The following is a 20,975-nucleotide window of genomic DNA, read 5'->3' on the forward strand; positions in this document are numbered from 1 at the left end:
CTTCCTCTGCGGATTTTTTGTTATGTCCGGGAAATTTTCCCGGTCTGGTGCAGATTCTTGAGCGCCGCCGCCCTGGCAACAATTGCCCGCAATGAGGAGATTGCTAGTTCCTTGGTAGCAGGTCGGATGAGATGGACACGAGATTTTGTGAACGGCGCCGCCCCCCTGTAGGAGCGAGCCTGCTCGCGAAAAACGTCAGACCACCGCGTTCATCCAGGCAGCTTGCGTTATCGTTAACGTCCATCGCGAGCAGGCTCGCTCCTACAGGGGAAATGAGTCGCTTATTGGCGGTTGGAATCCACCCGCGTCATCCGCTCGCGCTCGTAACGCGGGTACAGGTGGCTGACGCTGCGGATCAGTTCGTAGCGGCTCAAATTGATGCTGGCGAAGCGTTCAGGGATGGGGCTGCGGATCATCTCGGCCATGTCGCTGCCATTGGCGGCGCCGTCGCGCATGAGCTGATCGAGCCAGGTCAGGTAATCGCGCATCTGCTCGAAGGGTTGTGGATCGCTGGCCACCGGCCCATGACCCGGCACGACCTGAGTCCAGGGCAAGCCTTGCAGGGTCGCGATGTCCGCCAGCCATACCGACAGCCCTGGACTGTTGGGCGTGGTCAGGGCCCGTTGATAAAACACCAGGTCCCCGGCAAACAGCACGCCGGTTCGCTGGTCGAGAATAGCCAGATCCGCGCCCGTATGCCCACCCAGGCTCAGCAAGCGCAGATCGTGATTCCCAAAACTTTTCACGCCGGGTGTCAGCGTCTGCGTCGGCAGCACCACTTCGGTGCCACGCATCCAGTCACCCACCATGCGGTACATATTTTCGGCCATGGCATCGCCTTGCCGGTGCAACAGCTCGGTGGTGCCGGCCAGGGCACCGATCGGCACGTCGGCGAAGGCTTGATTGCCCAGCACATGGTCCGGGTGGTGGTGGGTCAGCAAGACCTCGATCACCGGCTTGTCAGTAGTGGCGGCAATGGCCTTGCGCATCGCTTCGCCGTAACGCCTGGACGGCCCGGTGTCGATCACCACCACACCGCGTTCAGTGACGATGAACGCGGTGTTGACGATATTGCCGCCATTGGCCTTGGCGAAATTATCCGTGCTGCCTTCCAGCAACCAAGTGTCCTGGGCGATCTGCCGGGGCTTGAGTGAGTACTCGAGATCGGCCAGGGCCGGCAGGCTGACGCTTAACACCATCAACAGGATCCAGCGCATGCCGCGCTCCTTGGGGTCACGCTTCTTTGGGTCAGAGTATCGACGCATCGAACTCATTGCCGCTGTTGTCCCGTAGCAGCAGGCGCGTTTGCCCTGCCCCTTCGATGTCGAAGGCCAGGTTGGGGTTTTCGCTGACCGCAGGAAACAGCTCCAGCCGGGCCAGCACTTGCTCGTTGTGGTCGCGCAACTCGGCATGGTTGATGAAGAATTCCGGGATGCCGCTGACCATGCCGTTGTCCATGGGATGAGCCACCTGCATACGCAAACGGCTGAATTCGCCCCGGGGATAGCGCCCACCGAGCACTTCGCCGATGTGCTCTTCCCAGCCTGGCTGGCTGCGTACCACGCTCGGCGCGGTGCAACCGCCACCTGCGGCGTCGATCAGGGTCGAACCGACATGCCACACGCCGTCGCGGGTCAACACCGCCGCGCGCAAGGGCGTGGCCTGTTCGATGCGAATGCGCAACGACAGCCAGGGCAGAACCGAATTCAGCGGCTGGAAGTCGACGATTTTCGGCAACGGATTCAGCTCTGCCCAGGCAAGGATTTTCACCACTTCGCCGTTGAATGCCCGGGCGTCGATTTCCAGCGGCACCTGCCGGGCATCTTCGGCAAACGGCGGCGCCAGCAGCTTGACCCGCTCATCGAAAACGAACGGCGCATTACCCAGAAACTGCTGCTGGTAGAAAGCCCACATCACCGATGGCACCGGGTCTTTGCCGGGATCGATAGCGCCAGCCTGTGCCGCCAGGCTTAACCAGCAGGCCAACAGACAACTCCCTCGCCATTTCATCGCCTGCTCCTTATTGATACATCTCGGGCACGTCGTAACGCAGGCCGTAATGGCCGTAGATGGTCTTCACCGAGCCCTCGCGGATCAGGCTTTCCAGCGCCTCTTCCACGGCATAGGCCAGTTGACGGTTGCTTTCGTGCACCGCCATGCCGATCTCCCAGAGCTGCTTGCCCATATTCGGGTAGGCGTTTTCTGCCAGCGCCACTTGCGGGTCGGCGGCCTGGTGTACCTGCCAGTCGATCTCGCCGCGCATGGCCATCACCGCGTCGACCTCACCGGCCTTCATCGCGGCAAACGCCTGGGGCACGCCGGGATAGTGATGAGTCTTGCCGGCGAGCATGCCGTTGAACACCGAGGTCAGGTAGAACGACGGCACGCTGTCGACTTCGACACCAATCGGGTGATGCTCGAACACCGCAACGCTGGCGACCTTGTCCAGTCGCCGACGGTCATAGGCCACCTGCCATTGCTCGTTCTGGTACGGACCGAACATCACCACTTGGCCGTTGACCAGTTCGCCGAACTCGTTGCGCTTTTGCGCGTAGTCACGGTCGTAGGGCACGCGCATCATCAGGTCGGCCAGTTGCTGGTTGTGCAAGGCACTGGCACGCCAGATGTAATCGCGCAGGTCGTCGTCGAGCTTTTCCCCGGCCGGCGCCCAGATCAGCGTCAGGCGTACGCCGAGCGCCTTGGCCAAGGCTTCGGCGAGTTCGACATCGACACCCTGGGGCTTTCCGGCACTTTCAAAACTATAGGGGGCGAAGTCCTTGTAGACCGCCACCTTCAGCTCCCCGGCGGCGATCATTTCGTCGTAGTTGCGAACCTGCGCCTGCACCGCCTGGCAGCACAGCCACAGAGCGCTGATCAACACCGCGAGCAGGCGCATGGGTCACTCCTCGACGTGCACGGTGTCCAGATAAGTGCGCACCGCCCACAGGGCTTCCTGGCTCAGGTAGTCGGCCATCTTCGGCATGTACACCCGACCGTCGCGCACCGCGCCATGGCGCACCCGTTCGGCGAACCATTCATCGCCCGCCTCGCCGACATCGAGCATGCGCAAGTCGGGGGCGATACCGCCGGACTTGGCTTCCAGGCCATGACAGGCCGCGCAGTTCTGGGTGTAGGCCGAAGAGCCGATCTCCACTGCCTTGTCGTGTTCCGGGGCAGTGCGATACGGGTTCACCGCGGCCCAGCCATCGGCATCGAGTTGCACTCCGGCGTCCTTGATCGGGGTCAGACCCGGGGTGGCCACGGCTTGTGGGACCACGTTGCCGTGGGCCCAGACGGAACCTGCGCTGATCAAACTGGCCAATAGCCCGGTCACGAGCAAGGCGTTGCGTTTTGTTGTCATTGTTATGCCCTCTGGGTTGCACGCAAAACCTCTTGGCAGAGGCTATGGCAGCCATCTTAGAAACGGTATCGCACTCACCCCATGCTGCTTTGGTGGTCGCCACCTAGTCCCTTGGTAGTAAGGCGCTGGATGGACACCACCGGTACTTTCTGCATATTTCCTCAGCCTCACGGGCTTTCTATGCTGGCGCTAACGGTCATGGAGAGCCTTATGCGCCAGCTTGCCCCTTACGCCCTGATCTACCTGCTGGCGATTGCCTGCGCCGCCGGCCTGGCCACCCAGAGCCAGGCCGCCGATGCGCCCTTGCAGGTGCGCATCGGCTACCTGGGTTATCACCCCGACCCCGGTCCGTTGTTATCGAACGTCATCCCCGAGCCTACCGATGCCGGGCTGCGCGGCGCCGAACTGGCGATCACCGACAGCAACAGCACCGGGCGTTTTCTCAACCACGGCTACAGCCTGGTCAGCGCCAGCGTCGACAGCCTCGAGAACTTGCTCGAAGCGGCGAAGGCTCAGCACGAACAAGGCCTGCGCCTGTTTGTGGTGAATGTCCCCGCCACCAGCCTGCGCCAATTGAGTGCCGCCCTGCCCGACAGCCTGCTGTTCAACGCCGGTAGCCCCGATGACAACCTGCGCAGCGACGATTGCCTGCCGAACGTGCTGCACACCTTGCCGAGCCGGGCGATGCTCGCCGATGCACTGGCGCAGTTTCTGGTAGCGCGCAAATGGCAGCGGGCGCTGCTGATTGTCGGCCCGACCCCGGACGATCAAGCCTATGCCGCCGCCCTGCGCCGCGCGGCCAAGCGCTTTGGCTTGCAACTGGTGGCGGAAAAACCCTGGAGCTTCGACAACGACCAGCGCCGCAGCGCCCAAGCGGACATGCCGCTGTTCACCCAGACCGCCGAGTACGACGTGGTACTGGTGGCCGATGAACGCGGCGACTTCGGTGAATACGTGCCCTACCAGACCTGGTACCCGCGCCCGGTCGCCGGCACCCAGGGCCTGACTCCGGTGGGCTGGCACAAGACCGTGGAAACCTACGGCGCCGCGCAGTTGCAAAAACGCTTCGAAGCCCTGACCGGGCGCTGGATGAACGACCGCGATTTCGCGGCATGGATGGCCGTGCGCAGTATCGCCAGCGCCGTGAGCAAACTGCGCCAGGCCGAACCGATGGCGATCCGTACGCTTGAAATCAGCGAGCAGTTGCCCCTCGACGGTTTCAAGGGCCGCAAGCTCAGCTATCGGCCGTGGAACGGCCAGTTGCGCCAGCCGATCCCTATCGTGCAGCCCCGGGCGCTGGTCAGTACGTCACCCCAGGACGGCTTTCTGCACCCCTTCAACGAGATGGACAGTCTGGGTTACGACAAGCCAGAGGTCAGCTGCCGCTTTCCCTGATCCGATCATCACAACAACAAGGAATCCGCCATGCGCCGCACTCTGCTCTCTTGCACCTTGCTGCTCGCCGCTGGCCATGCCGTTGCCAGCACTGCCTGGGTCTCCAACGAAAAGGACAACAGCCTGAGCCTGATCGACCTGCAGACCCTGCAAGTCACCGACACCCTGCCCGTCGGCCAGCGCCCCCGCGGCCTGCTGCTGTCCCATGACAACAAGCTGTTGTACATCTGCGCCAGTGACTCGGACCGGGTCCAGGTGATGGACGTGGCCACGCGCAAGATCATCAAGGAACTGCCCTCGGGCAAAGACCCCGAGCAATTCGCCCTGCACCCGAACAACCGCTGGTTGTATGTCTCCAACGAAGACGATGCGCTGGTCACGGTGATCGACACCGACACCTCCAAGGTCCTCGGCCAGATCAACGTCGGCGTCGAACCCGAAGGCATGGCGGTGAGCCCCGACGGCAAGTGGGCGGTCAACACCAGCGAAACCACCAACATGCTGCACTGGATCGACACCAGCACCCAGACCCTGGCCGACAGCACCCTGGTGGACCAGCGCCCGCGCTTCGTCGAGTTCTCCCCGGATGGCACGAAGCTCTGGGCCTCAGCGGAAATCGGCGGCACGGTGACCATTCTCGACGTGGCCAGCCGCAACGTGCTCAAGACCCTGAACTTCCAGATCAAGGGCGTGCACCCGGACAAGGTGCAGCCGGTGGGCATCAAGCTCAGCGCCGATGGAAAATACGCTTTCGTCGCCCTCGGCCCGGCCAATCATGTCGCGGTGGTCGATGCCAAGACCTTCGAGATTGTCGATTACCTGCTGGTGGGTCGACGGGTCTGGCAGATGGCGTTCACCCCGGATCAGAAGCAATTGCTGGCCACCAACGGCGTCAGCGGCGATGTCTCGGTGATCGATGTCGACAGCCTCAAAGTGAGCAAATCGGTGAAGGTCGGGCGCTATCCCTGGGGCGTGGTGGTGACGCCATGAACGCCCTTGAAGTCAGCGACCTGAGCTTCGCCTACGGTTCCCGAGAGGCCTTGCGCAAGGTGAGTTTCAGCCTGGAACCCGGGCGTTTCGCCGCGCTGCTGGGGCCCAACGGCGCGGGCAAGTCGACCCTGATTGCCCTGCTGACCCGGCTCTATGATTTGCAGCACGGCGAGATCCGCGTTGGTGGCAATTCATTGCGCAGCGCCGCACGCCCGGCACTCAGGCAATTGGGCGTAGTGTTCCAGCAAAGCACCCTGGACCTGGACCTCAGCGTCGAGCAGAACCTGCGTTATCACGCTGCATTGCATGGCCTGTCCCGGCGCCAGACCGATCTTCGGGTCGACGCCGAACTGGCTCGCCAGGCCCTGACCGAACGCCGCCGCGAACGGGTGCGCGAACTCAATGGCGGCCATCGTCGTCGAGTGGAAATTGCCCGAGCCCTGTTGCATGAGCCGCGCCTGTTGCTGCTCGATGAAGCCAGTGTCGGCCTCGACCCGGCGAGTCGCCTGGCGCTCAACCAGCACATCCGCAGTCTGTGTCGCGAGGAGCGCATCAGCGTGCTCTGGACCACCCACCTGCTCGACGAAGTGCAGCCCAGCGATGACTTGCTGATCCTGCATCAGGGCCGGTTGGTGGCCAGTGGGCAGGCCGATGCCCTGAGCCTGGAACACGGCGGTGACCTCGGTTCGGCCTTCACCCGCCTGACGACCACAGGAGCCCTGCAATGACTGCTTACTGGCAATGCTTGCGCGGTATCGTGCTGCGCGAATGGCTGCGCTTTGTGCTGCAACGCACGCGGTTTCTCAGCGCCCTGGTGCGGCCGCTGCTGTGGCTGCTGGTGTTCGCCGCCGGTTTTCGCGCAGCGCTGGGGATCGCGATCATCGAGCCCTACGACACCTACATTCCCTACGAGGTCTACATCATTCCCGGGCTGGCCTGCATGATCCTGCTGTTCAACGGCATGCAGGGCTCACTGTCGATGGTCTACGACCGCGAGATGGGCAGCATGCGCGTGCTGCTGACCAGCCCCCTGCCGCGCACCTTCGTGCTGTGCAGCAAGCTGCTGGCCACGTCGCTGATTTCGCTGTTGCAGGTGTATGCGTTCCTGGCGATTGCCTGGGTCTACGGCGTGCGGCCACCGGCCATGGGCCTGTTGTTGGCGTTGCCGGCCCTGCTGCTGGTGGCGTTGCTGCTCAGCGCCTTGGGCCTGTTGCTGTCGAACGCGATCCGTCAGCTGGAGAACTTTGCCGGGGTGATGAATTTCGTGATCTTCCCGCTGTTTTTCCTGTCATCGGCGCTGTATCCGCTGTGGAAGATGCGCGAGGCCAGCGAGTGGCTGTATTGGCTGTGCGCGGTGAATCCGTTTACCCATGCGGTGGAGCTGGTGCGTTTCGCCCTGTATGAACGCTTCAATCCGCTGGCGCTGGCGGTGTGCACGGGGCTGACGCTGCTGTTTGCGTTGCTCGCCGTACTGACCTTCAACCCGCAGCATGCGGCATTGCGCAAAGCCAACTGACAACACGCTCCCAATGTAGGAGCGAGCCTGCTCGCGAAAGCGGCGGCACATTCAAGAAATGAGCTGACTGACACGACGCCTTCGCGAGCAGGCTCGCTCCTACAGGGGGATCTTCTTTGAACAGGGTGAAATTACTACTTTAGTACTGGTTTCCCTGTCTATCGTCGCATTCCCAACGCCCCCCCGACTGGCATGTAATAGGTTCATAACTATAAGGACTGAACCCATGCCGCGTGCCCGACGTTGCCTGTTGCGCCCGACTCTCGCCGCCCTGTCGCTGGGCCTGCTGCTGAGCACCGCGCAGGCCGACACAGCGCTGTTCTCCGCCGAGGGTTATCGCATCGGCCTGTACCGCAGCCCGACGCCCGACCAGCTGCAAGGCGCAACCATCGTCGACACCCACGCCTTGCAAACGCTGCTCGGCCAAACCCCGCGCCCGGTGCTGATCGATGTCTACCGCCGTCAGTGGCTGCAAGGGCAATTCATCGAAGACCAGCCCCATGAAAATCTGCCCGGCAGCCACTGGCTGGCCAATACCGGGGACGGCGACCTGACGCCGCAATGGCAGGACTATTTCGCCGCCAACCTGAAAAAGCTGACCGCCGGCGACCCGACGCAACCGCTGGTCTTCTACTGCCGCTCCGACTGCTGGTTGAGCTGGAATGCGGTCAAGCGCGCAGCCACCATGGGCTATAAGACTCTGTATTGGTATCGCGATGGCCTGGACGCCTGGCAAGCGGCCAGGCTGCCGGTTTCGCCAGCCCGGCCCGAACCCTTTCCCTGAGCTTTACGCGTGCGTGTTGTTGCCACACCATAATCAAAATAATGAGGTGAAAGGCCATGTACAAAATCCTGATTGCCGACGATCACCCGCTGTTTCGCGAAGCCATTCACAACGTCATCAGCGACGGTTTTGCCGGCAGCGAAGTGATGGAAACCGCTGACCTGGACAGCGCCCTGGCCCTGACCCAGGAACACGACGATCTGGACCTGATCCTGCTCGACCTGAACATGCCCGGCATGCACGGGCTCAATGGCCTGATCAACCTGCGCAACGAAGCGCCGACCATTCCGGTGGTGATTGTCTCCGCCGAGCAGGACAAGCAGATCGTGCTGCAAGCCATCACCTACGGCGCGGTGGGTTTCATCACCAAGTCGTCACCCCGCACCCAGATGACCGATGCCATCCAGCAGATTCTCAACGGTAATGTCTACCTGCCCCCGGACATCATCCGCACCGCCAAAAGCAGCACCCACCGACGGATGAACGACACCCCGAGCTTCCCGCCCGAACTGCTCCAGGCCCTGACCCGCAAGCAACTGCAGGTGCTGGAACGCATGACCAAGGGCGAATCGAACAAGCAGATCGCCTACACCCTGGAAATCGCCGAGACCACGGTCAAGGCCCACGTCTCGGCGATCCTGCGCAAGCTCAACGTGCACAACCGGGTGCAGGCGATCCTGAGTGCCGGGGATATTGATTTCGGGTCATATCTGCGGCGTTGATTCAAGACCGCGGCGCCTCCATCGCGAGCAGGCTCACTCCTACAGGGACAGCGATGTACCTGTAGGAGTGAGCCTGCTCGCGATAGCGGTAGTGAAAACGCCGAGATCTCAAGGCCGGCCAAGCAAATGACTCATCGCCGTCTTCAGCTTCATCGGCCGCACCGGCTTGTGCATCAGGGTGTGGCCCAGTTCGCGGATTTGCTGCTTGAGTTCATTGCTGTAATTGGCCGTGATCATCATCGCCGGAATCGGTGAGGCACGACGGGCATTGATTCTTGCCACCGCATCGACACCATTCCGGTCGTTGTCCAGGTGATAGTCGGCGATCAGCAGGTCGGCCTCGGCGTGATAGTTGTCCACTTGCCGCGCCAGATCCTCCTCCGACAGCGCCGTCACCACCTGACACCCCCACCCCTCCAGCAAGGTGCGCATGCCGGCACAGATGGTCGCGTCGTTGTCCAGCACCCAGATCCGTGCACCGCGCAGGCGCTCGAGCATCGGCTCGCTCATCTGCAACGTCGGCGGCGGTTTCGGCGCGGTGGCGCTCAACGGCACTTCGACCGAGAACATCGAGCCCCGGCCCGGCCACGAGCGCACATGAATGCGATGCCCGAGGATGCCGGCAATTTTCTCGACAATCGCCAGGCCCAGGCCCAGGCCGCGATCCTGATCGGGTCGCTGCACATCACCGCGCTTGAACTCCTGGAAAATCTCCTCCAGGCGATGCTCGGCAATGCCCATGCCGCTGTCCCAGACTTCGATCGTCAGGCACTGATGATGCCGCCGGCAACCGAGTACCACGCGACCACTGCAGGTATAGCGAATCGCATTGCTCAGCAGGTTGCGCAGAATCCGCGCGAGCAACTGGATGTCGCTGCGCACCAGCGCCGAACAACCGATGAAGTGCAGTTGCAGGCCTTCACTGCGCGCCACCTGGGTGTATTCGGCGGCCAGGTTGTCCAGCAGTTCACTGAGGGCGAACGGCGCGATGTCGGCCTTGATCACCCCCGCATCGAGCTTGGAAATGTCCACCAGGGTGCCGAGCAGGTTCTCCACATCTTCCAGGGAATTGCTCACGTTGCGCACCAGAATCTCGCTGGACATCGGCTCGCGCCGTTCAAGCAAGGCGCTGGTAAACAGTCGCGCGGCATTCAACGGTTGCAGCAGGTCGTGACTGACAGCGGCGAGGAACTTGGTCTTCGACAGGTTGGCCTGCTCGGCTTCCTGCTTGGCCTCGCGCAAGCGTGACTCGACCAGGCGCCGCTCATCGATCTCGCGCAGCAGCTGGTCGTTGAGGGTGGTCAGTTCCGCCGTTCGCTCGCGCACCCGCAGCTCCAGGTTCTGATACGCCTGATGCAGCGCCTCGGCGGTGCGGCGGCGTTCGGTGATGTCGCGGATCAGCACGAAAATCCCCACCACCTCGCCACTGGCCAGACGGTTGGGCACATAGGAACGCAGCATGTAGCGCTCCTGGTTGTTGACGTTGGTTTCGGCGAACTCGAAGGTCACGCTCTCGCCGGCCAGTGCCCTGGCCACGTAGGGCTCCAGCCGCTGGTAATGCTGTTCGCTGTGCACTTCACGCAAGCTCTGGCCGAGCATCACGCCGCGGGGCCAGCAGTACCATTCTTCGTAGACCTTGTTGGTGAACTCGTAGACCAGGTCGGCATTGAGGTAGGCAATCAATGCCGGTACGTGATCGGTGATCAGCCGAATCCAGTGTTCGCTTTCACTCAACGCCTCGGCGTGCTGGTAGCGTTCGGTAATGTCGGTGAAGGTGTTGACGAAACCACCGGTGGGCAACGGATGGGTGCGAATTTCCAGGACCCGGCCATCGAACAGGCGCTGCTCGCATTCGCGCACCGGTCGTCCGTTGCCATCGCGACTGGCCGGGGTCAGCAGGTTCAACTCGCTGTCGGCGATCACTTCGGCAAACGGGCGATGGGCCGCCACCGGCGCCAGGCCGCTCAACTCCAGGAAACGCCGGTTCCATAATTCAAGAATGCCCTCGGCGCTGACCATCGCCACCCCTTGGGACAGGTTGTCGACCGCCCGCTGCAACAGATGGGACTTCTGCGCCACCGCCTGCTCACGGCGTACGGTTTCGCTGAGTTTGACGTCGGTAATGTCGGTGAACAGAATCACCCGCCCGCCTTCCTGGGTCGGCCGCTCGCTGACTTGCAGCCAGCGCCCGTTCTGCAGGCGGTACAGCAGGTTTTCGTCGGCATGCCCGCGCGACTCTTCGGTGAACAGGCCGTTGTTCATCATCAACCGCTTGACCTCGGTCAGGCGCATGCCGGCATTGATCCGCACTCGGCTGTTGCTCCAGAAAGCCTTGAAGCGACTGTTGAACAGCACGATGCGCTGCTCGGCGTCGAACAGCACGAAGGCGTCGGAAATGCTTTCGATGGCATCGATCAGGTGTTGATGCGCCGTTTCCGCGCGCAGGCGGGCTTCGCTGAGCAAATGATTACCGGCCTTGAGTTCGGCCATGGCCTGATTCAAGGCATCGGTACGCTCGCGCACCTGCTCGGCCAGCACCACCGAATGCTGGAATGCCGCGTACGGATCGTTGCCGCGGGTCACCCCAGACTCGACCCGTTCGATCAGCGCGCCATTGATGCGCTGCAGTTTATGGTTTTCCAGGCGCAGCCCGGCCAGTTCGGCCTGCAGCTCAGCGATGTCCTGGGGCACGGCCGCGGGCAATGGCAACGCCGGTGAAGGTCTGGTTGATGTGCATGCCATTGAACTGTTCTCCATAGGTGTTGAAACCCATCACCCGTTGCTCACGCAAAAACGAGCCGATCTGATCGAGGCTGCCGTCGTCTTCGAGTTCCAGACGCCGCAGGAAACAGTCGCAACCGATGGTCAGCAGCAAATCCCCCAGGCGCTCCTGCAACCCTTCGAACAGGCTCTGCAGGTTCGGCAGCATCGGCCCCGGGGTCATGGCGGTGAGGACGATGCCGTTTTCCACGGCGCAGTAGAAACTCAGGCTCAGGTCCGGATGCACCTGCTGGATGGCCCGCACGTAGTACTGCTGGTTGATCCGCACCGCCAACGGATGCGCGGCGAAGACCCGGTGATCGAGCTGCGCCACCGGTACGCCGATGTGCCGGGCGTACTCGGCGGCGGCCGGCTCGGCATTGAGCTCGAAGACCCGCCGTGAGGCGCTGTCGGCTCCGGTGACCACCAACTTCTCGGCGCGGGGCAGCACGTGGTGGGTGGTGAACACTTCGAAATCCAGCCAGGTATTGACCAGCACCACCACGGCTGCGCCGCTGTGAAACTCGCCACCGAAGTACACATGGGTATGGGTCAGGTAGTTGTCGTCGCCGGCCGAGCCGCCGAAATGCGGAATGTCGCCCAATGCTGCGCTCAAGGCCGCCAGGACCATTTCTTCGCGGCTGGACAGGCCATCGAGCAGGGTCAGGGCAAAGCTGTTGCCCTTGATCGGGGCCAGGGTGTTGCTGCGACAGCCGCTGACCAGGCGCTCGACCATCTGCTGGGCGTCGATCAGGCTGAAGTGCTCCATCTGGTCGATCAGCTCGATGGCGATGGAAAAGTGCCGGTGATCGAAGCCCACCGCCGTCACGCAATTGCGTCCGTAGCCCAGCGGGGTGATTTCCCCGGCGCTGGTGCAGCCCGCCAGGCGAATGCCGCCGAAGCTTTGCTGCAAGGCCTGGCCCAGCGCCTGCAAGTCGTACTCGGCGGAACAGAAGAACAGCACGAACCCCAGGTGCGGATGCAACAACTGTCGGGCCAGTTCCTGCGCGACCTGCCGGGCATCGGTGGCCTGGGACATTGCACTGACGACGCCTTCGCTCTGCTGCATCCTTACCTCCCGCAGGTGCGTGTGTATGAGGCACGAGTGTACGAAGTCTGTGGGGGGCGACGAATGCTACTTGGGTAGCGGGTAGCCGCTTCGATGGGATGAGACGGTTGGCGACCCTTGCCGCGATGCGCACGGCCAGGGCCACCTCCCGGGGTTACCAGGTCAGCACTGCGCCCACGGCAAAGGTGTCGGTGTCTTCGTTCTGTTCGTCAGTGTCGTGGCCGTTGATTTCGAACTGGTTGTACTCGGCCACCAGCTTGAGGTTGTCGTTCACGTCATGGAACAACGCGATGCCGCGGGTCTCGTAATCCGCGCCGCTGCCGACCACGCCGTTGCCATCGTCGTTGGTCTTGCCGTAGGACAAGGCCAGGCGGTTCTTGCCCAGTTTGTAGGAGCCCTGCATCAGGTAGCCGTCGCTGTCGACGTTGCGCAGGGTCGGCTCGCCGGCATTGTTGGTGAAAAACGGGTTGATGCCCTTGGCCTGGAAACCCGACCCGGTGAGGGACAAGCCGCCCATCTTCGCCTGCACACCATAACCGACTCCCTTGGAGGTGACAGTCTCGACCGTGGCATCGGTGTTGTCCGAGGTCTGGTAGCTGCCGTTGAGCCAGCTGTAGATCTTTGCCCCGGCCAGGTCGAACTGATAGGTGACTTCGCTCTCGGTACGCGGGTTTTCCTGATAGGCCTTGCCCGTCGGGCTGCTGTCGTTGGTATCCACCGGGTCCATGATGCCGACCGCCACACGCAGACCGTCCATCACCGGGGTGCGATAGGTGATCTGCGAGGTCGGGAACGGATACGGGTAACCGGTGCCAATGTTGCCGAACGACACCCCGCCGCCATCCACCAGCCCCAACGTATCGCTGACCTGACCGTAACCGGCGAGCATTTCGTCGAGCAGGATGTTGGAACGGGCGAACAGCCCGAAGTCTTTGCCGATCAGCACTTCGCCCCACTCCGGATTGGCCACGGTGCCGAAGAACTGCCGCACATCGATGGCGGTGTCGGTGCCGTTGGTCTGGCTGTCGTTGATGGTGACCCAGAACGAGGCGCGAGCACCGAGCTTGAGATCGTCTACCTGCTTGCCCATGTTGAATCCCAGGTAGTTGGGCAGGAACCCCATTTTGACCCGCGACTGTCGACGGTCGAACTGATCGCCGGCGCGGTCGACATCGCTGTTCACGTAGAAGGCGTTGATGTAGCCGTCGGTGGAGAACGTGGTCTGGTCCTTGTCGTACAGCATGATATCCGCCCCGGCCACCTGACTCAGGCCAAGGGCCGACAGGCTGGCGATAAAGGCCGGCAGAAAACGATGCGTGACGTTCTTATTGTTGTGCATGGCGCGCTCCGAAACGGGGGACTGAGTGTCGGAGGCGATTATCGAAACCTGACCGGCGGCGCCATACGCTGCCTTGGGGGTGGTTTTCAGGTGCTTTGGAGTGGCCGGCGGTGCGTGACCACTATGGCGTACGACCGCTTGTCGGCAGGGCAAGCCACTAAAGTTGTAAAGAACCGCTTTTCGCAGGAGCCGGCTTACCGGAGAAGGCGCACTTGAAGCCCCCTTCGCCGGCAAGCCGGGCTCCTACAAGTCAAGCGCCCGCTTTTATCAGCATGTACGCAGCGACCACGACGCAGATGCTGGCGAACCCGACCTGCAACGCCCGCGCCGGCACCCGGGCGCAGAGCTTGCGGCCGATGATCATGCCGACGATGCTGGAGACGATGAAGGCAATGCCCGAACCGTCGATGCGCACCCCGGCCTGGAAGGCGCCGATCACGCCGATGGCGGAAATCAGGCTGATCACCATCAGCGAGGTGGCGATGATCCCGCGCATCTGCACATCGGTCAGTTGCTTGAACGCCGGGACGATCAGAAAGCCGCCGCCCACCCCCAGCAATCCCGAGACCACGCCGGTCACTGCCCCGAGCGCGGCCAGGGTCGCGGTGCATTTGGCGGTCCAGGAAAAGCGCCCGGTCTGTTGATCGAGCATGCAGTTCTTCTGGCCCCAGTTGGCGTGACCGTGATCGCTGGGGCCCTCGTCCTTGCGCTCGCGACGCAACATCCGCCCGGCCACCACGACCATCAGCAGGCTGAACAGGATCATCAGGATTTTTTCCGGCAACTGATGGGCAAAATAAATGCCCACCGGCGAAAACACCGCGCCCAACGCCGCGATCAGCAGCGCCGCGCGATAACGCACCAGGCCATGGCGCAAACCATCGATGGCGCCGACCGCTGCCGCACTGCCCACCGCAAACAACGCCACCGGAGCGGCCTGGGTCATGCTCCAGCCCAACCCCAACACCAGGGCCGGGACCGCAAGGATACCGCCACCAGCGCCGGTCAAGCCAAGCACCAACCCCATCACTACGCCAAACAGACTTGCCAGCAACATAGGGAGTTCTCAGTAGTGCCGGGAGTCGGGTTCGATCACGGTGATGTTCAGATGCGGGCTACGCTTGAGCAGGCTGGCGACAAGGCCAATGCCCGCCGTGCCGCCGCCGATCACCACGATATCTGCACTGATGGATGGGCCCCAGTGTTGATCGTTCATTGCTTGTTCCTTTTGCTGCAGGCAAATTTCTTCCAGCCGCAATACAAAACTACTGTAGGAGCGAGCCTGCTCGCGATGGTCGCTAACGATTACGCGTGTTATCTGTATAAACGCGGTGTCATTACGTCCATCGCGAGCAGGCTCGCTCCTACAGGTTCGGTGTGTTAGCTGGCATTAAGATTGAACCCAGCTTTTAAGCACCGCCCCGCAATAAAGCCCGGAGAGGGTTTTCATCACCTGGATCACTTCGTGACTGGCAAGACCGTAAAAAATGTACTTGCCTTCACGACGGGTGGCGACCAGTCCTTCATCGCGCAGGATGCCCAATTGCTGGGACAGGGTCGGTTGGCGCACGCCGGTCATTTTTTCCAGATCGCCTACGTTGCGCTCACCCTGGGTCAACTGGCACAGGATCAACAGGCGATCTTCATTGGCCAGGGCCTTGAGCAGCGCACACGCCTTGGAGGCCGAGGCGCGCAGTTGAGCGACTTCGCATTCGGTCAGACTGGATTGCATTTGCAGGATGCCTTCAACGTCACTTAAGCTGCGAACATTATGTTTTTACATAAAGTGTTGCAACCCATGACTGACTTTTCTACCCCCGTACAGGTCCGTGTCCATGCCCGCGCTGATTGAAGCTTTCCTCGACCCCGCCTCCTCGACCTACAGCTACGTGGTCTACGAGGCGGATGGCGGGCAGTGTGCGATTGTCGATCCGGTGCTCGATTACGACGGGGCCTCCGGGCGTACCGCGACCACCCAGGCCGACAAAATCATCGCCTTCGTCCGCGCCCGTCACTTGCAGGTGCAATGGCTGCTGGAAACCCACGCCCACGCCGATCACCTGTCCGCCGCTCCCTACCTGCGCGGGCAACTGGGCGGCAAGATCGCCATTGGCGAGTCGATCAGCAAGGTGCAGGACGTGTTCAAGGCGCTGTTCAATCTGGAGCCTGCCTTTTGCGTCGACGGATCGCAGTTCGATCACCTGTTCGCCCCCGATGAATCGTTCATGATCGGCAACCTCAGGGCCACCGCCCTGCACGTGCCCGGTCATACCCCGGCGGACATGGCCTACCTGATCGGCAACGATGTGATCCTGGTCGGCGACACGCTGTTCATGCCGGACGTGGGCACCGCGCGCTGCGACTTTCCCGGCGGCAATGCCAACCAGATGTACGCCTCGATCCACAAGCTCTTGGCCTTCCCCGCCAGCGTGCGCCTGTACGTGTGCCACGACTACCCGCCCGAGGGCCGTTCCTCCCAGTACATGACGACTGTGGGTGAACAACGCAAAAGCAACATCCACGTGCGCGACGGCATCGACGAAGCCGCCTTCGTCGACATGCGCATCCGGCGTGATGCCGGGCTGGGCATGCCGACGCTGTTGCTGCCGGCGATCCAGGTGAATGTGCGGGCGGGGAATTTGCCGCCGGCCGAAGACAATGGCGTCAGGTATCTGAAAGTCCCCCTGAATCAACTCTGACCCTGTAGGAGCGAGCTTGCTCGCGAAAAACGCCAACGATAACGCGCAAAACCTGACGCCCCCGGGCGCCCTCAGGTTTTTCGCGAGCAAGCTCGCTCCTACGGCAACGTCAGCCCATTCGCCGGCAACGGCAGCGCGGTCTTATAGCGCACCTGCTTGAGCGCAAAGCTCGAACGGATATTCGCCACCCCCGGCACCTTGGTCAGAAAGTCCATCATGAAGCGCTCCAGCGACTGGATGGTCGGCACCAGCACCCGGATCAGATAGTCCGGGTCGCCGGCCATCAGGTAGCACTCCATCACCTCGGGGCGATCGGAAATCGCTTCTTCGAAATGCTGCAACGCCTCCTCTACCTGCTTTTCCAGGCTGACGTGAATGAACACGTTCACGTGCAATCCCAGCAGGTCGGCATCCAGCAGCGTCACTTGCTCGCGGATCACTCCCAGTTCTTCCATGGCCTTGACCCGGTTGAAACACGGCGTCGGCGACAGGTTCACCGAGCGTGCGAGGTCGGCATTGGTGATGCGGGCGTTCTCCTGAAGGCTGTTGAGAATGCCGATGTCAGTACGGTCCAGTTTACGCATGAGACAAAACCACCTGTTTTTTATGCTTATGCAGGTTTTTTATCTGCAAATGACCTTCAACGCAACGAAACAGAGAGAAATATTCTTCTTGGCCGGGCCTATGATTGTTGTAGGACAAGATTTCTTCTACCGAACGAAATCTGTCAGCTCACTACAAGAAATTCACAAGATCGAGCGTAGAAGCCATGACCCAAGCGTACGAACCGCTGCGCCTGCACGTCCCCGAACCCTCGGGCCGTCCAGGATGCAAAACCGACTTCTCCTACCTGCATCTGACCGATGCAGGCACGGTGCGCAAACCCCAAATCGACGTTGAACCGGCTGACACCGCTGATCTGGCCCGCGGCCTGATCCGCGTGCTCGACGACCAGGGCAATGCCCACGGCCCCTGGGCTGAAAACGTGCCAGTGGCGATCCTGCGCAAGGGCATGCGCGCCATGCTCAAGACGCGGATCTACGACAACCGCATGGTGGTCGCCCAGCGTCAGAAAAAGATGTCGTTCTATATGCAAAGCCTTGGCGAAGAAGCCATCGGCAGCGCCCAGGCCCTGGCCTTGAACATCGACGACATGTGCTTCCCGACCTACCGCCAGCAAAGCATCCTGATGGCCCGCGACGTACCGCTGGTCGACCTGATCTGCCAGTTGCTGTCCAACGAGCGCGATCCGCTCAAGGGCCGGCAACTGCCGATCATGTACTCGGTCAAGGACGCCGGTTTCTTCACCATTTCCGGCAACCTCGCCACCCAGTTCATTCAGGCCGTGGGCTGGGGCATGGCCTCGGCGATCAAGGGCGACACCAAAATCGCCTCGGCGTGGATCGGCGACGGCGCCACCGCCGAGTCGGATTTCCACACCGCCCTGACGTTCGCCCACGTGTACCGCGCTCCCGTGATCCTCAACGTGGTCAACAACCAGTGGGCGATTTCCACGTTCCAGGCGATTGCCGGTGGTGAAGCCACCACGTTCGCCGGTCGTGGCGTCGGTTGCGGCATTGCCTCCCTGAGGGTCGATGGCAACGACTTCGTCGCGGTCTACTCCGCTTCTGCCTGGGCCGCCGAACGTGCGCGCCGCGGTCTCGGCCCGACCATGATCGAATGGGTCACCTACCGTGCCGGCCCGCACTCGACCTCCGATGATCCGTCCAAATACCGTCCCGCCGACGACTGGAGCCACTTCCCGCTGGGTGATCCGATTGCACGCCTCAAGCAGCACCTGATCAAGATCGGCCAGTGGTCCGAAGAGGAACACGCCGCCGTCAGCGCCGAACTGGAAGCCGAAGTGATCGCCGCACAAAAAGAAGCCGAACAGTACGGCACCCTCGCCGGCGGCCAGATTCCGAGCGCCGCGACCATGTTCGAAGACGTCTACAAAGAGATGCCGGAGCACTTGAAGCGCCAGCGTCAGGAGTTGGGGATCTGACATGAACGATCACAACAACAAAATCGAGCTGGAAACCGCCATGACCACGACCACCATGACCATGATCCAGGCCCTGCGCTCGGCCATGGATGTGATGCTTGAACGTGACGACAACGTCGTGGTCTTCGGCCAGGACGTGGGCTACTTCGGCGGCGTGTTCCGCTGCACCGAAGGCCTGCAGAGCAAATACGGCACCTCCCGGGTGTTCGACGCGCCGATTTCCGAAAGCGGCATCGTCGGTACCGCCGTGGGCATGGGTGCCTACGGTCTGCGCCCGGTGGTGGAGATCCAGTTCGCCGACTACGTGTACCCGGCCTACGATCAGATCATTTCCGAAGCCGCCCGCCTGCGTTATCGCTCGGCTGGCGAGTTCACCGCACCGATGACCCTGCGCATGCCTTGCGGCGGCGGCATCTACGGCGGCCAGACCCACAGCCAGAGCATCGAGGCACTCTTCACTCAGGTGTGCGGTCTGCGCACCGTCATGCCGTCCAACCCCTACGACGCCAAAGGCCTGTTGATCGCCTCCATCGAAAACGATGACCCGGTGATCTTCCTTGAGCCCAAACGCCTGTACAACGGTCCCTTCGACGGCCACCACGAACGCCCGGTAACCCCATGGTCGAAACACCCCGCGGCACAGGTGCCGGACGGTTACTACACCGTACCACTGGACGTTGCTGCGATCGCCCGTCCGGGCAAGGACGTCACCGTGCTGACCTATGGCACCACCGTCTACGTGTCGCAAGTAGCCGCTGAAGAAAGCGGCGTCGATGCCGAAGTCATCGACCTGCGCAGCCTGTGGCCGCTGGACCTGGAAACCATCGTCAAATCGGTGAAGAAAACCGGCCGCTGCGTCGTGGTTCATGAAGCCACCCGCACCTGCGGTTTCGGCGCCGAACTGGTGTCGCTGGTGCAAGAGCATTGCTTCCATCACCTGGAAGCGCCGATCGAACGCGTCACCGGTTGGGACACCCCTTACCCGCACGCGCAAGAGTGGGCGTATTTCCCAGGCCCGTCCCGAGTGGGCGCGGCGTTGAAACGGGTCATGGAGGTCTGAATGGGCACGCACGTCATTAAAATGCCGGACATTGGTGAAGGCATTGCAGAAGTTGAATTGTCACAGTGGCACGTCAAGGTCGGCGACATGGTCGTCGAAGATCAGGTACTGGCCGATGTCATGACCGATAAAGCGATGGTGGATATTCCGTCGCCGGTGCATGGCAAGGTGATTGCCCTTGGCGGCCAGCCGGGCGAAGTCATGGCGGTCGGCAGCGTGCTGATCAGCATTGAAGTCGAAGGCGCGGGCAACGTTAAGGAATCGGCGCAACCGGCACCTGTTAAAGAAGCCCCGGTGGCCGCAGTCAAAGTTGAAGCCGTGGCTGAAAGCAAACCGGCCGCTGCCCCGGCGCCGAAAGCTGCCGTTTGCCAGGGCCCGATGGTCGCTCGCGAAGCCGATGAGCGTCCGCTGGCCTCCCCGGCCGTGCGCAAGCATGCGCTGGACCTCGGTATTCAGTTGCGCCTGGTGCGTGGCACCGGCCCGGCCGGCCGCATACTGCACGAAGATCTCGAAGCCTACCTGGCTCAGGGTCAGTCGAACGCTTCGGCACCGGTGGCGGCAGCTTACGCCCAACGTACCGATGAGCAGCAGATACCGGTGATCGGCATGCGCCGCAAGATCGCCCAGCGCATGCAAGACGCCACCCAGCGTGCCGCCCACTTCAGTTATGTCGAAGAAATCGACGTGACGGCTGTGGAAGAGCTGCGCGCGCACCTCAACGAAAAACATGGCGCCACCCGTGGCAAGCTGACTTTGCTGCCATTCCTGGTCCGCGCCCTGGTCGTCGCCCTGCGTGACTTCCCGCAGATGAACGCCCGTTACGACGACGAAGCCCAGGTCATTACCCGCCTCGGTGCGGTACACGTCGGCGTCGCGACCCAGAGCGATGTCGGCCTGATGGTGCCGGTGGTGCGTCACGCCGAAGCCCGCAGCCTGTGGGACAGCGCGACGGAAATCGCTCGCCTGGCCAGCGCTGCACGCAATGGCAAGGCCAGCCGCGATGAGTTGTCCGGCTCGACCATCACCCTGACCAGCCTCGGCGCCTTGGGCGGCATCGTCAGCACGCCGGTGCTGAACCTGCCGGAAGTGGCGATCGTCGGTGTGAACAAGATCGTCGAACGGCCAATGGTGATCAAAGGCCAGATCGTGATCCGCAAGATGATGAACCTCTCCAGCTCCTTCGATCACCGCGTGGTCGACGGCATGGACGCGGCGCTCTTCATCCAGGCCATTCGTGGCTTGCTCGAACAACCTGCGACCCTGTTTGTGGAGTAA

20 protein-coding genes and 1 pseudogene are annotated in these 20,975 nt (G+C 62.1%); 10 read left to right on the forward strand and 11 right to left on the reverse strand.

Annotation, left to right across the window (positions count from 1 at the left end; all coding sequences use genetic code 11):
• Nucleotides 1-281: 281 nt before the first annotated feature.
• From C8K63_RS06510 to pedF, 4 genes are read right to left on the reverse strand one after another with little or no spacing between them, the layout of a single operon-like run.
• Nucleotides 282-1,217, reverse strand: a complete 936-nt coding sequence (locus C8K63_RS06510; protein ID WP_108215940.1) for a quinoprotein relay system zinc metallohydrolase 1 — start codon at nt 1,215-1,217, stop codon at nt 282-284.
• A gap of 31 nt (nt 1,218-1,248) precedes the next feature.
• A complete protein-coding gene (locus C8K63_RS06515) occupies nt 1,249-2,010 on the reverse strand; it encodes a quinoprotein dehydrogenase-associated SoxYZ-like carrier (RefSeq protein WP_108215941.1) in 762 nt (253 codons plus the stop codon).
• Nucleotides 2,011-2,020: 10 nt separating this feature from the next.
• Nucleotides 2,021-2,896: an ABC transporter substrate-binding protein gene (locus C8K63_RS06520; protein WP_108215942.1), complete on the reverse strand. Its 876-nt coding sequence runs from the start codon at nt 2,894-2,896 to the stop codon at nt 2,021-2,023.
• 3 nt (nt 2,897-2,899) lie between these two features.
• Nucleotides 2,900-3,361 (reverse strand): cytochrome c-550 PedF, encoded by a 462-nt coding sequence (pedF, locus tag C8K63_RS06525; RefSeq protein WP_108215943.1) that lies wholly within the window; start codon nt 3,359-3,361, stop codon nt 2,900-2,902.
• A 210-nt stretch (nt 3,362-3,571) separates the two neighbouring features.
• Here pedF and C8K63_RS06530 point away from each other — a divergent pair, with 210 nt between their 5' ends.
• The 6 genes from C8K63_RS06530 (at nt 3,572) to C8K63_RS06555 (ending at nt 8,768) form a co-directional block, all read left to right on the forward strand.
• Nucleotides 3,572-4,756, forward strand: a complete 1,185-nt coding sequence (locus C8K63_RS06530) for an ABC transporter substrate-binding protein (RefSeq protein ID WP_108215944.1) — start codon at nt 3,572-3,574, stop codon at nt 4,754-4,756.
• Between the two features lie 30 nt (nt 4,757-4,786).
• Complete coding sequence (locus C8K63_RS06535) at nt 4,787-5,746, forward strand: YVTN family beta-propeller repeat protein (RefSeq protein ID WP_108215945.1); 960 nt, start codon at nt 4,787-4,789, stop codon at nt 5,744-5,746.
• The gene (locus C8K63_RS06540) at nt 5,743-6,474 is read left to right on the forward strand and encodes an ABC transporter ATP-binding protein (protein ID WP_108215946.1); all 732 of its coding nucleotides are present in this window, start codon (nt 5,743-5,745) and stop codon (nt 6,472-6,474) included. Before C8K63_RS06535 ends, C8K63_RS06540 begins: the two co-directional genes overlap by 4 nt.
• On the forward strand, nt 6,471-7,262 hold the full coding sequence (locus tag C8K63_RS06545) for an ABC transporter permease (RefSeq protein ID WP_108215947.1): 792 nt from the start codon (nt 6,471-6,473) through the stop codon (nt 7,260-7,262). The genes C8K63_RS06540 and C8K63_RS06545 overlap by 4 nt, the downstream gene beginning before the upstream one ends.
• 226 nt (nt 7,263-7,488) lie before the next feature.
• Nucleotides 7,489-8,046: a PQQ-dependent catabolism-associated CXXCW motif protein gene (locus C8K63_RS06550; RefSeq protein ID WP_108215948.1), complete on the forward strand. Its 558-nt coding sequence runs from the start codon at nt 7,489-7,491 to the stop codon at nt 8,044-8,046.
• A gap of 56 nt (nt 8,047-8,102) precedes the next feature.
• On the forward strand, nt 8,103-8,768 hold the full coding sequence (locus tag C8K63_RS06555) for a response regulator transcription factor (RefSeq protein ID WP_108215949.1): 666 nt from the start codon (nt 8,103-8,105) through the stop codon (nt 8,766-8,768).
• A 108-nt stretch (nt 8,769-8,876) separates the two neighbouring features.
• Here C8K63_RS06555 and nahK read toward each other — a convergent pair whose 3' ends face one another.
• The 6 genes and pseudogenes from nahK to C8K63_RS06585 form a co-directional block, all read right to left on the reverse strand.
• Entirely contained in the window at nt 8,877-11,510 is a 2,634-nt protein-coding gene (gene nahK / locus C8K63_RS06560) for a hybrid sensor histidine kinase/response regulator NahK/ErcS' (RefSeq protein WP_108215950.1), read from the reverse strand.
• Nucleotides 11,440-12,597 carry a nitric oxide-sensing protein NosP gene (nosP, locus tag C8K63_RS06565; protein WP_108215951.1) on the reverse strand — a complete coding sequence of 386 codons (1,158 nt, stop codon included), beginning with the start codon at nt 12,595-12,597 and terminating at the stop codon, nt 11,440-11,442. The genes nahK and nosP overlap by 71 nt, the downstream gene beginning before the upstream one ends.
• A gap of 154 nt (nt 12,598-12,751) precedes the next feature.
• Entirely contained in the window at nt 12,752-13,936 is a 1,185-nt protein-coding gene (locus C8K63_RS06570; protein ID WP_108215952.1) for a porin, read from the reverse strand.
• A gap of 250 nt (nt 13,937-14,186) precedes the next feature.
• A complete protein-coding gene (locus C8K63_RS06575; protein ID WP_108215953.1) occupies nt 14,187-14,993 on the reverse strand; it encodes a sulfite exporter TauE/SafE family protein in 807 nt (268 codons plus the stop codon).
• A gap of 12 nt (nt 14,994-15,005) precedes the next feature.
• Nucleotides 15,006-15,152 (reverse strand): annotated as a pseudogene (locus C8K63_RS06580) (FAD/NAD(P)-binding protein); the annotation flags it as partial.
• A 174-nt stretch (nt 15,153-15,326) separates the two neighbouring features.
• Nucleotides 15,327-15,668: a helix-turn-helix transcriptional regulator gene (locus C8K63_RS06585; protein ID WP_108215954.1), complete on the reverse strand. Its 342-nt coding sequence runs from the start codon at nt 15,666-15,668 to the stop codon at nt 15,327-15,329.
• Nucleotides 15,669-15,771: 103 nt separating this feature from the next.
• On the opposite strand from C8K63_RS06585, the gene C8K63_RS06590 reads away from it, so the two are divergent.
• Nucleotides 15,772-16,635 carry an MBL fold metallo-hydrolase gene (locus C8K63_RS06590; protein ID WP_108215955.1) on the forward strand — a complete coding sequence of 288 codons (864 nt, stop codon included), beginning with the start codon at nt 15,772-15,774 and terminating at the stop codon, nt 16,633-16,635.
• Nucleotides 16,636-16,733: 98 nt separating this feature from the next.
• On the opposite strand, the gene bkdR is transcribed toward C8K63_RS06590, so the two are convergent.
• Nucleotides 16,734-17,219, reverse strand: a complete 486-nt coding sequence (gene bkdR, locus C8K63_RS06595) for a Bkd operon transcriptional regulator BkdR (RefSeq protein ID WP_095944115.1) — start codon at nt 17,217-17,219, stop codon at nt 16,734-16,736.
• 185 nt (nt 17,220-17,404) lie between these two features.
• Between bkdR and C8K63_RS06600 the strand changes: the two genes are divergently transcribed.
• The 3 genes from C8K63_RS06600 to C8K63_RS06610 are packed head-to-tail and all read left to right on the forward strand — an operon-like array spanning nt 17,405 to nt 20,975.
• The gene (locus C8K63_RS06600; protein WP_108215956.1) at nt 17,405-18,640 is read left to right on the forward strand and encodes a 3-methyl-2-oxobutanoate dehydrogenase (2-methylpropanoyl-transferring) subunit alpha; all 1,236 of its coding nucleotides are present in this window, start codon (nt 17,405-17,407) and stop codon (nt 18,638-18,640) included.
• A 1-nt stretch (nt 18,641) separates the two neighbouring features.
• A complete protein-coding gene (locus tag C8K63_RS06605) occupies nt 18,642-19,700 on the forward strand; it encodes an alpha-ketoacid dehydrogenase subunit beta (protein ID WP_108215957.1) in 1,059 nt (352 codons plus the stop codon).
• A complete protein-coding gene (locus C8K63_RS06610; RefSeq protein ID WP_108215958.1) occupies nt 19,701-20,975 on the forward strand; it encodes a dihydrolipoamide acetyltransferase family protein in 1,275 nt (424 codons plus the stop codon).

Source organism: Pseudomonas sp. GV085 (assembly GCF_003050925.1).
GTDB lineage: Bacteria > Pseudomonadota > Gammaproteobacteria > Pseudomonadales > Pseudomonadaceae > Aquipseudomonas.

Coding starts and splice junctions, on each gene's coding strand:
- C8K63_RS06570 (WP_108215952.1), bottom strand. CDS start 13,936: ATGCACAACAATAAGAACGTCACGCATCGTTTTCTGCCGGCCTTTATC.
- C8K63_RS06555 (WP_108215949.1), top strand. CDS start 8,103: ATGTACAAAATCCTGATTGCCGACGATCACCCGCTGTTTCGCGAAGCC.
- nahK (WP_108215950.1), bottom strand. CDS start 11,510: ATGGCATGCACATCAACCAGACCTTCACCGGCGTTGCCATTGCCCGCG.
- C8K63_RS06510 (WP_108215940.1), bottom strand. CDS start 1,217: ATGCGCTGGATCCTGTTGATGGTGTTAAGCGTCAGCCTGCCGGCCCTG.
- C8K63_RS06545 (WP_108215947.1), top strand. CDS start 6,471: ATGACTGCTTACTGGCAATGCTTGCGCGGTATCGTGCTGCGCGAATGG.
- C8K63_RS06550 (WP_108215948.1), top strand. CDS start 7,489: ATGCCGCGTGCCCGACGTTGCCTGTTGCGCCCGACTCTCGCCGCCCTG.
- bkdR (WP_095944115.1), bottom strand. CDS start 17,219: ATGCGTAAACTGGACCGTACTGACATCGGCATTCTCAACAGCCTTCAG.
- C8K63_RS06585 (WP_108215954.1), bottom strand. CDS start 15,668: ATGCAATCCAGTCTGACCGAATGCGAAGTCGCTCAACTGCGCGCCTCG.
- C8K63_RS06600 (WP_108215956.1), top strand. CDS start 17,405: ATGACCCAAGCGTACGAACCGCTGCGCCTGCACGTCCCCGAACCCTCG.
- pedF (WP_108215943.1), bottom strand. CDS start 3,361: ATGACAACAAAACGCAACGCCTTGCTCGTGACCGGGCTATTGGCCAGT.
- C8K63_RS06605 (WP_108215957.1), top strand. CDS start 18,642: ATGAACGATCACAACAACAAAATCGAGCTGGAAACCGCCATGACCACG.
- C8K63_RS06540 (WP_108215946.1), top strand. CDS start 5,743: ATGAACGCCCTTGAAGTCAGCGACCTGAGCTTCGCCTACGGTTCCCGA.
- nosP (WP_108215951.1), bottom strand. CDS start 12,597: ATGCAGCAGAGCGAAGGCGTCGTCAGTGCAATGTCCCAGGCCACCGAT.
- C8K63_RS06610 (WP_108215958.1), top strand. CDS start 19,701: ATGGGCACGCACGTCATTAAAATGCCGGACATTGGTGAAGGCATTGCA.
- C8K63_RS06520 (WP_108215942.1), bottom strand. CDS start 2,896: ATGCGCCTGCTCGCGGTGTTGATCAGCGCTCTGTGGCTGTGCTGCCAG.
- C8K63_RS06530 (WP_108215944.1), top strand. CDS start 3,572: ATGCGCCAGCTTGCCCCTTACGCCCTGATCTACCTGCTGGCGATTGCC.
- C8K63_RS06515 (WP_108215941.1), bottom strand. CDS start 2,010: ATGAAATGGCGAGGGAGTTGTCTGTTGGCCTGCTGGTTAAGCCTGGCG.
- C8K63_RS06535 (WP_108215945.1), top strand. CDS start 4,787: ATGCGCCGCACTCTGCTCTCTTGCACCTTGCTGCTCGCCGCTGGCCAT.
- C8K63_RS06575 (WP_108215953.1), bottom strand. CDS start 14,993: ATGTTGCTGGCAAGTCTGTTTGGCGTAGTGATGGGGTTGGTGCTTGGC.
- C8K63_RS06590 (WP_108215955.1), top strand. CDS start 15,772: ATGCCCGCGCTGATTGAAGCTTTCCTCGACCCCGCCTCCTCGACCTAC.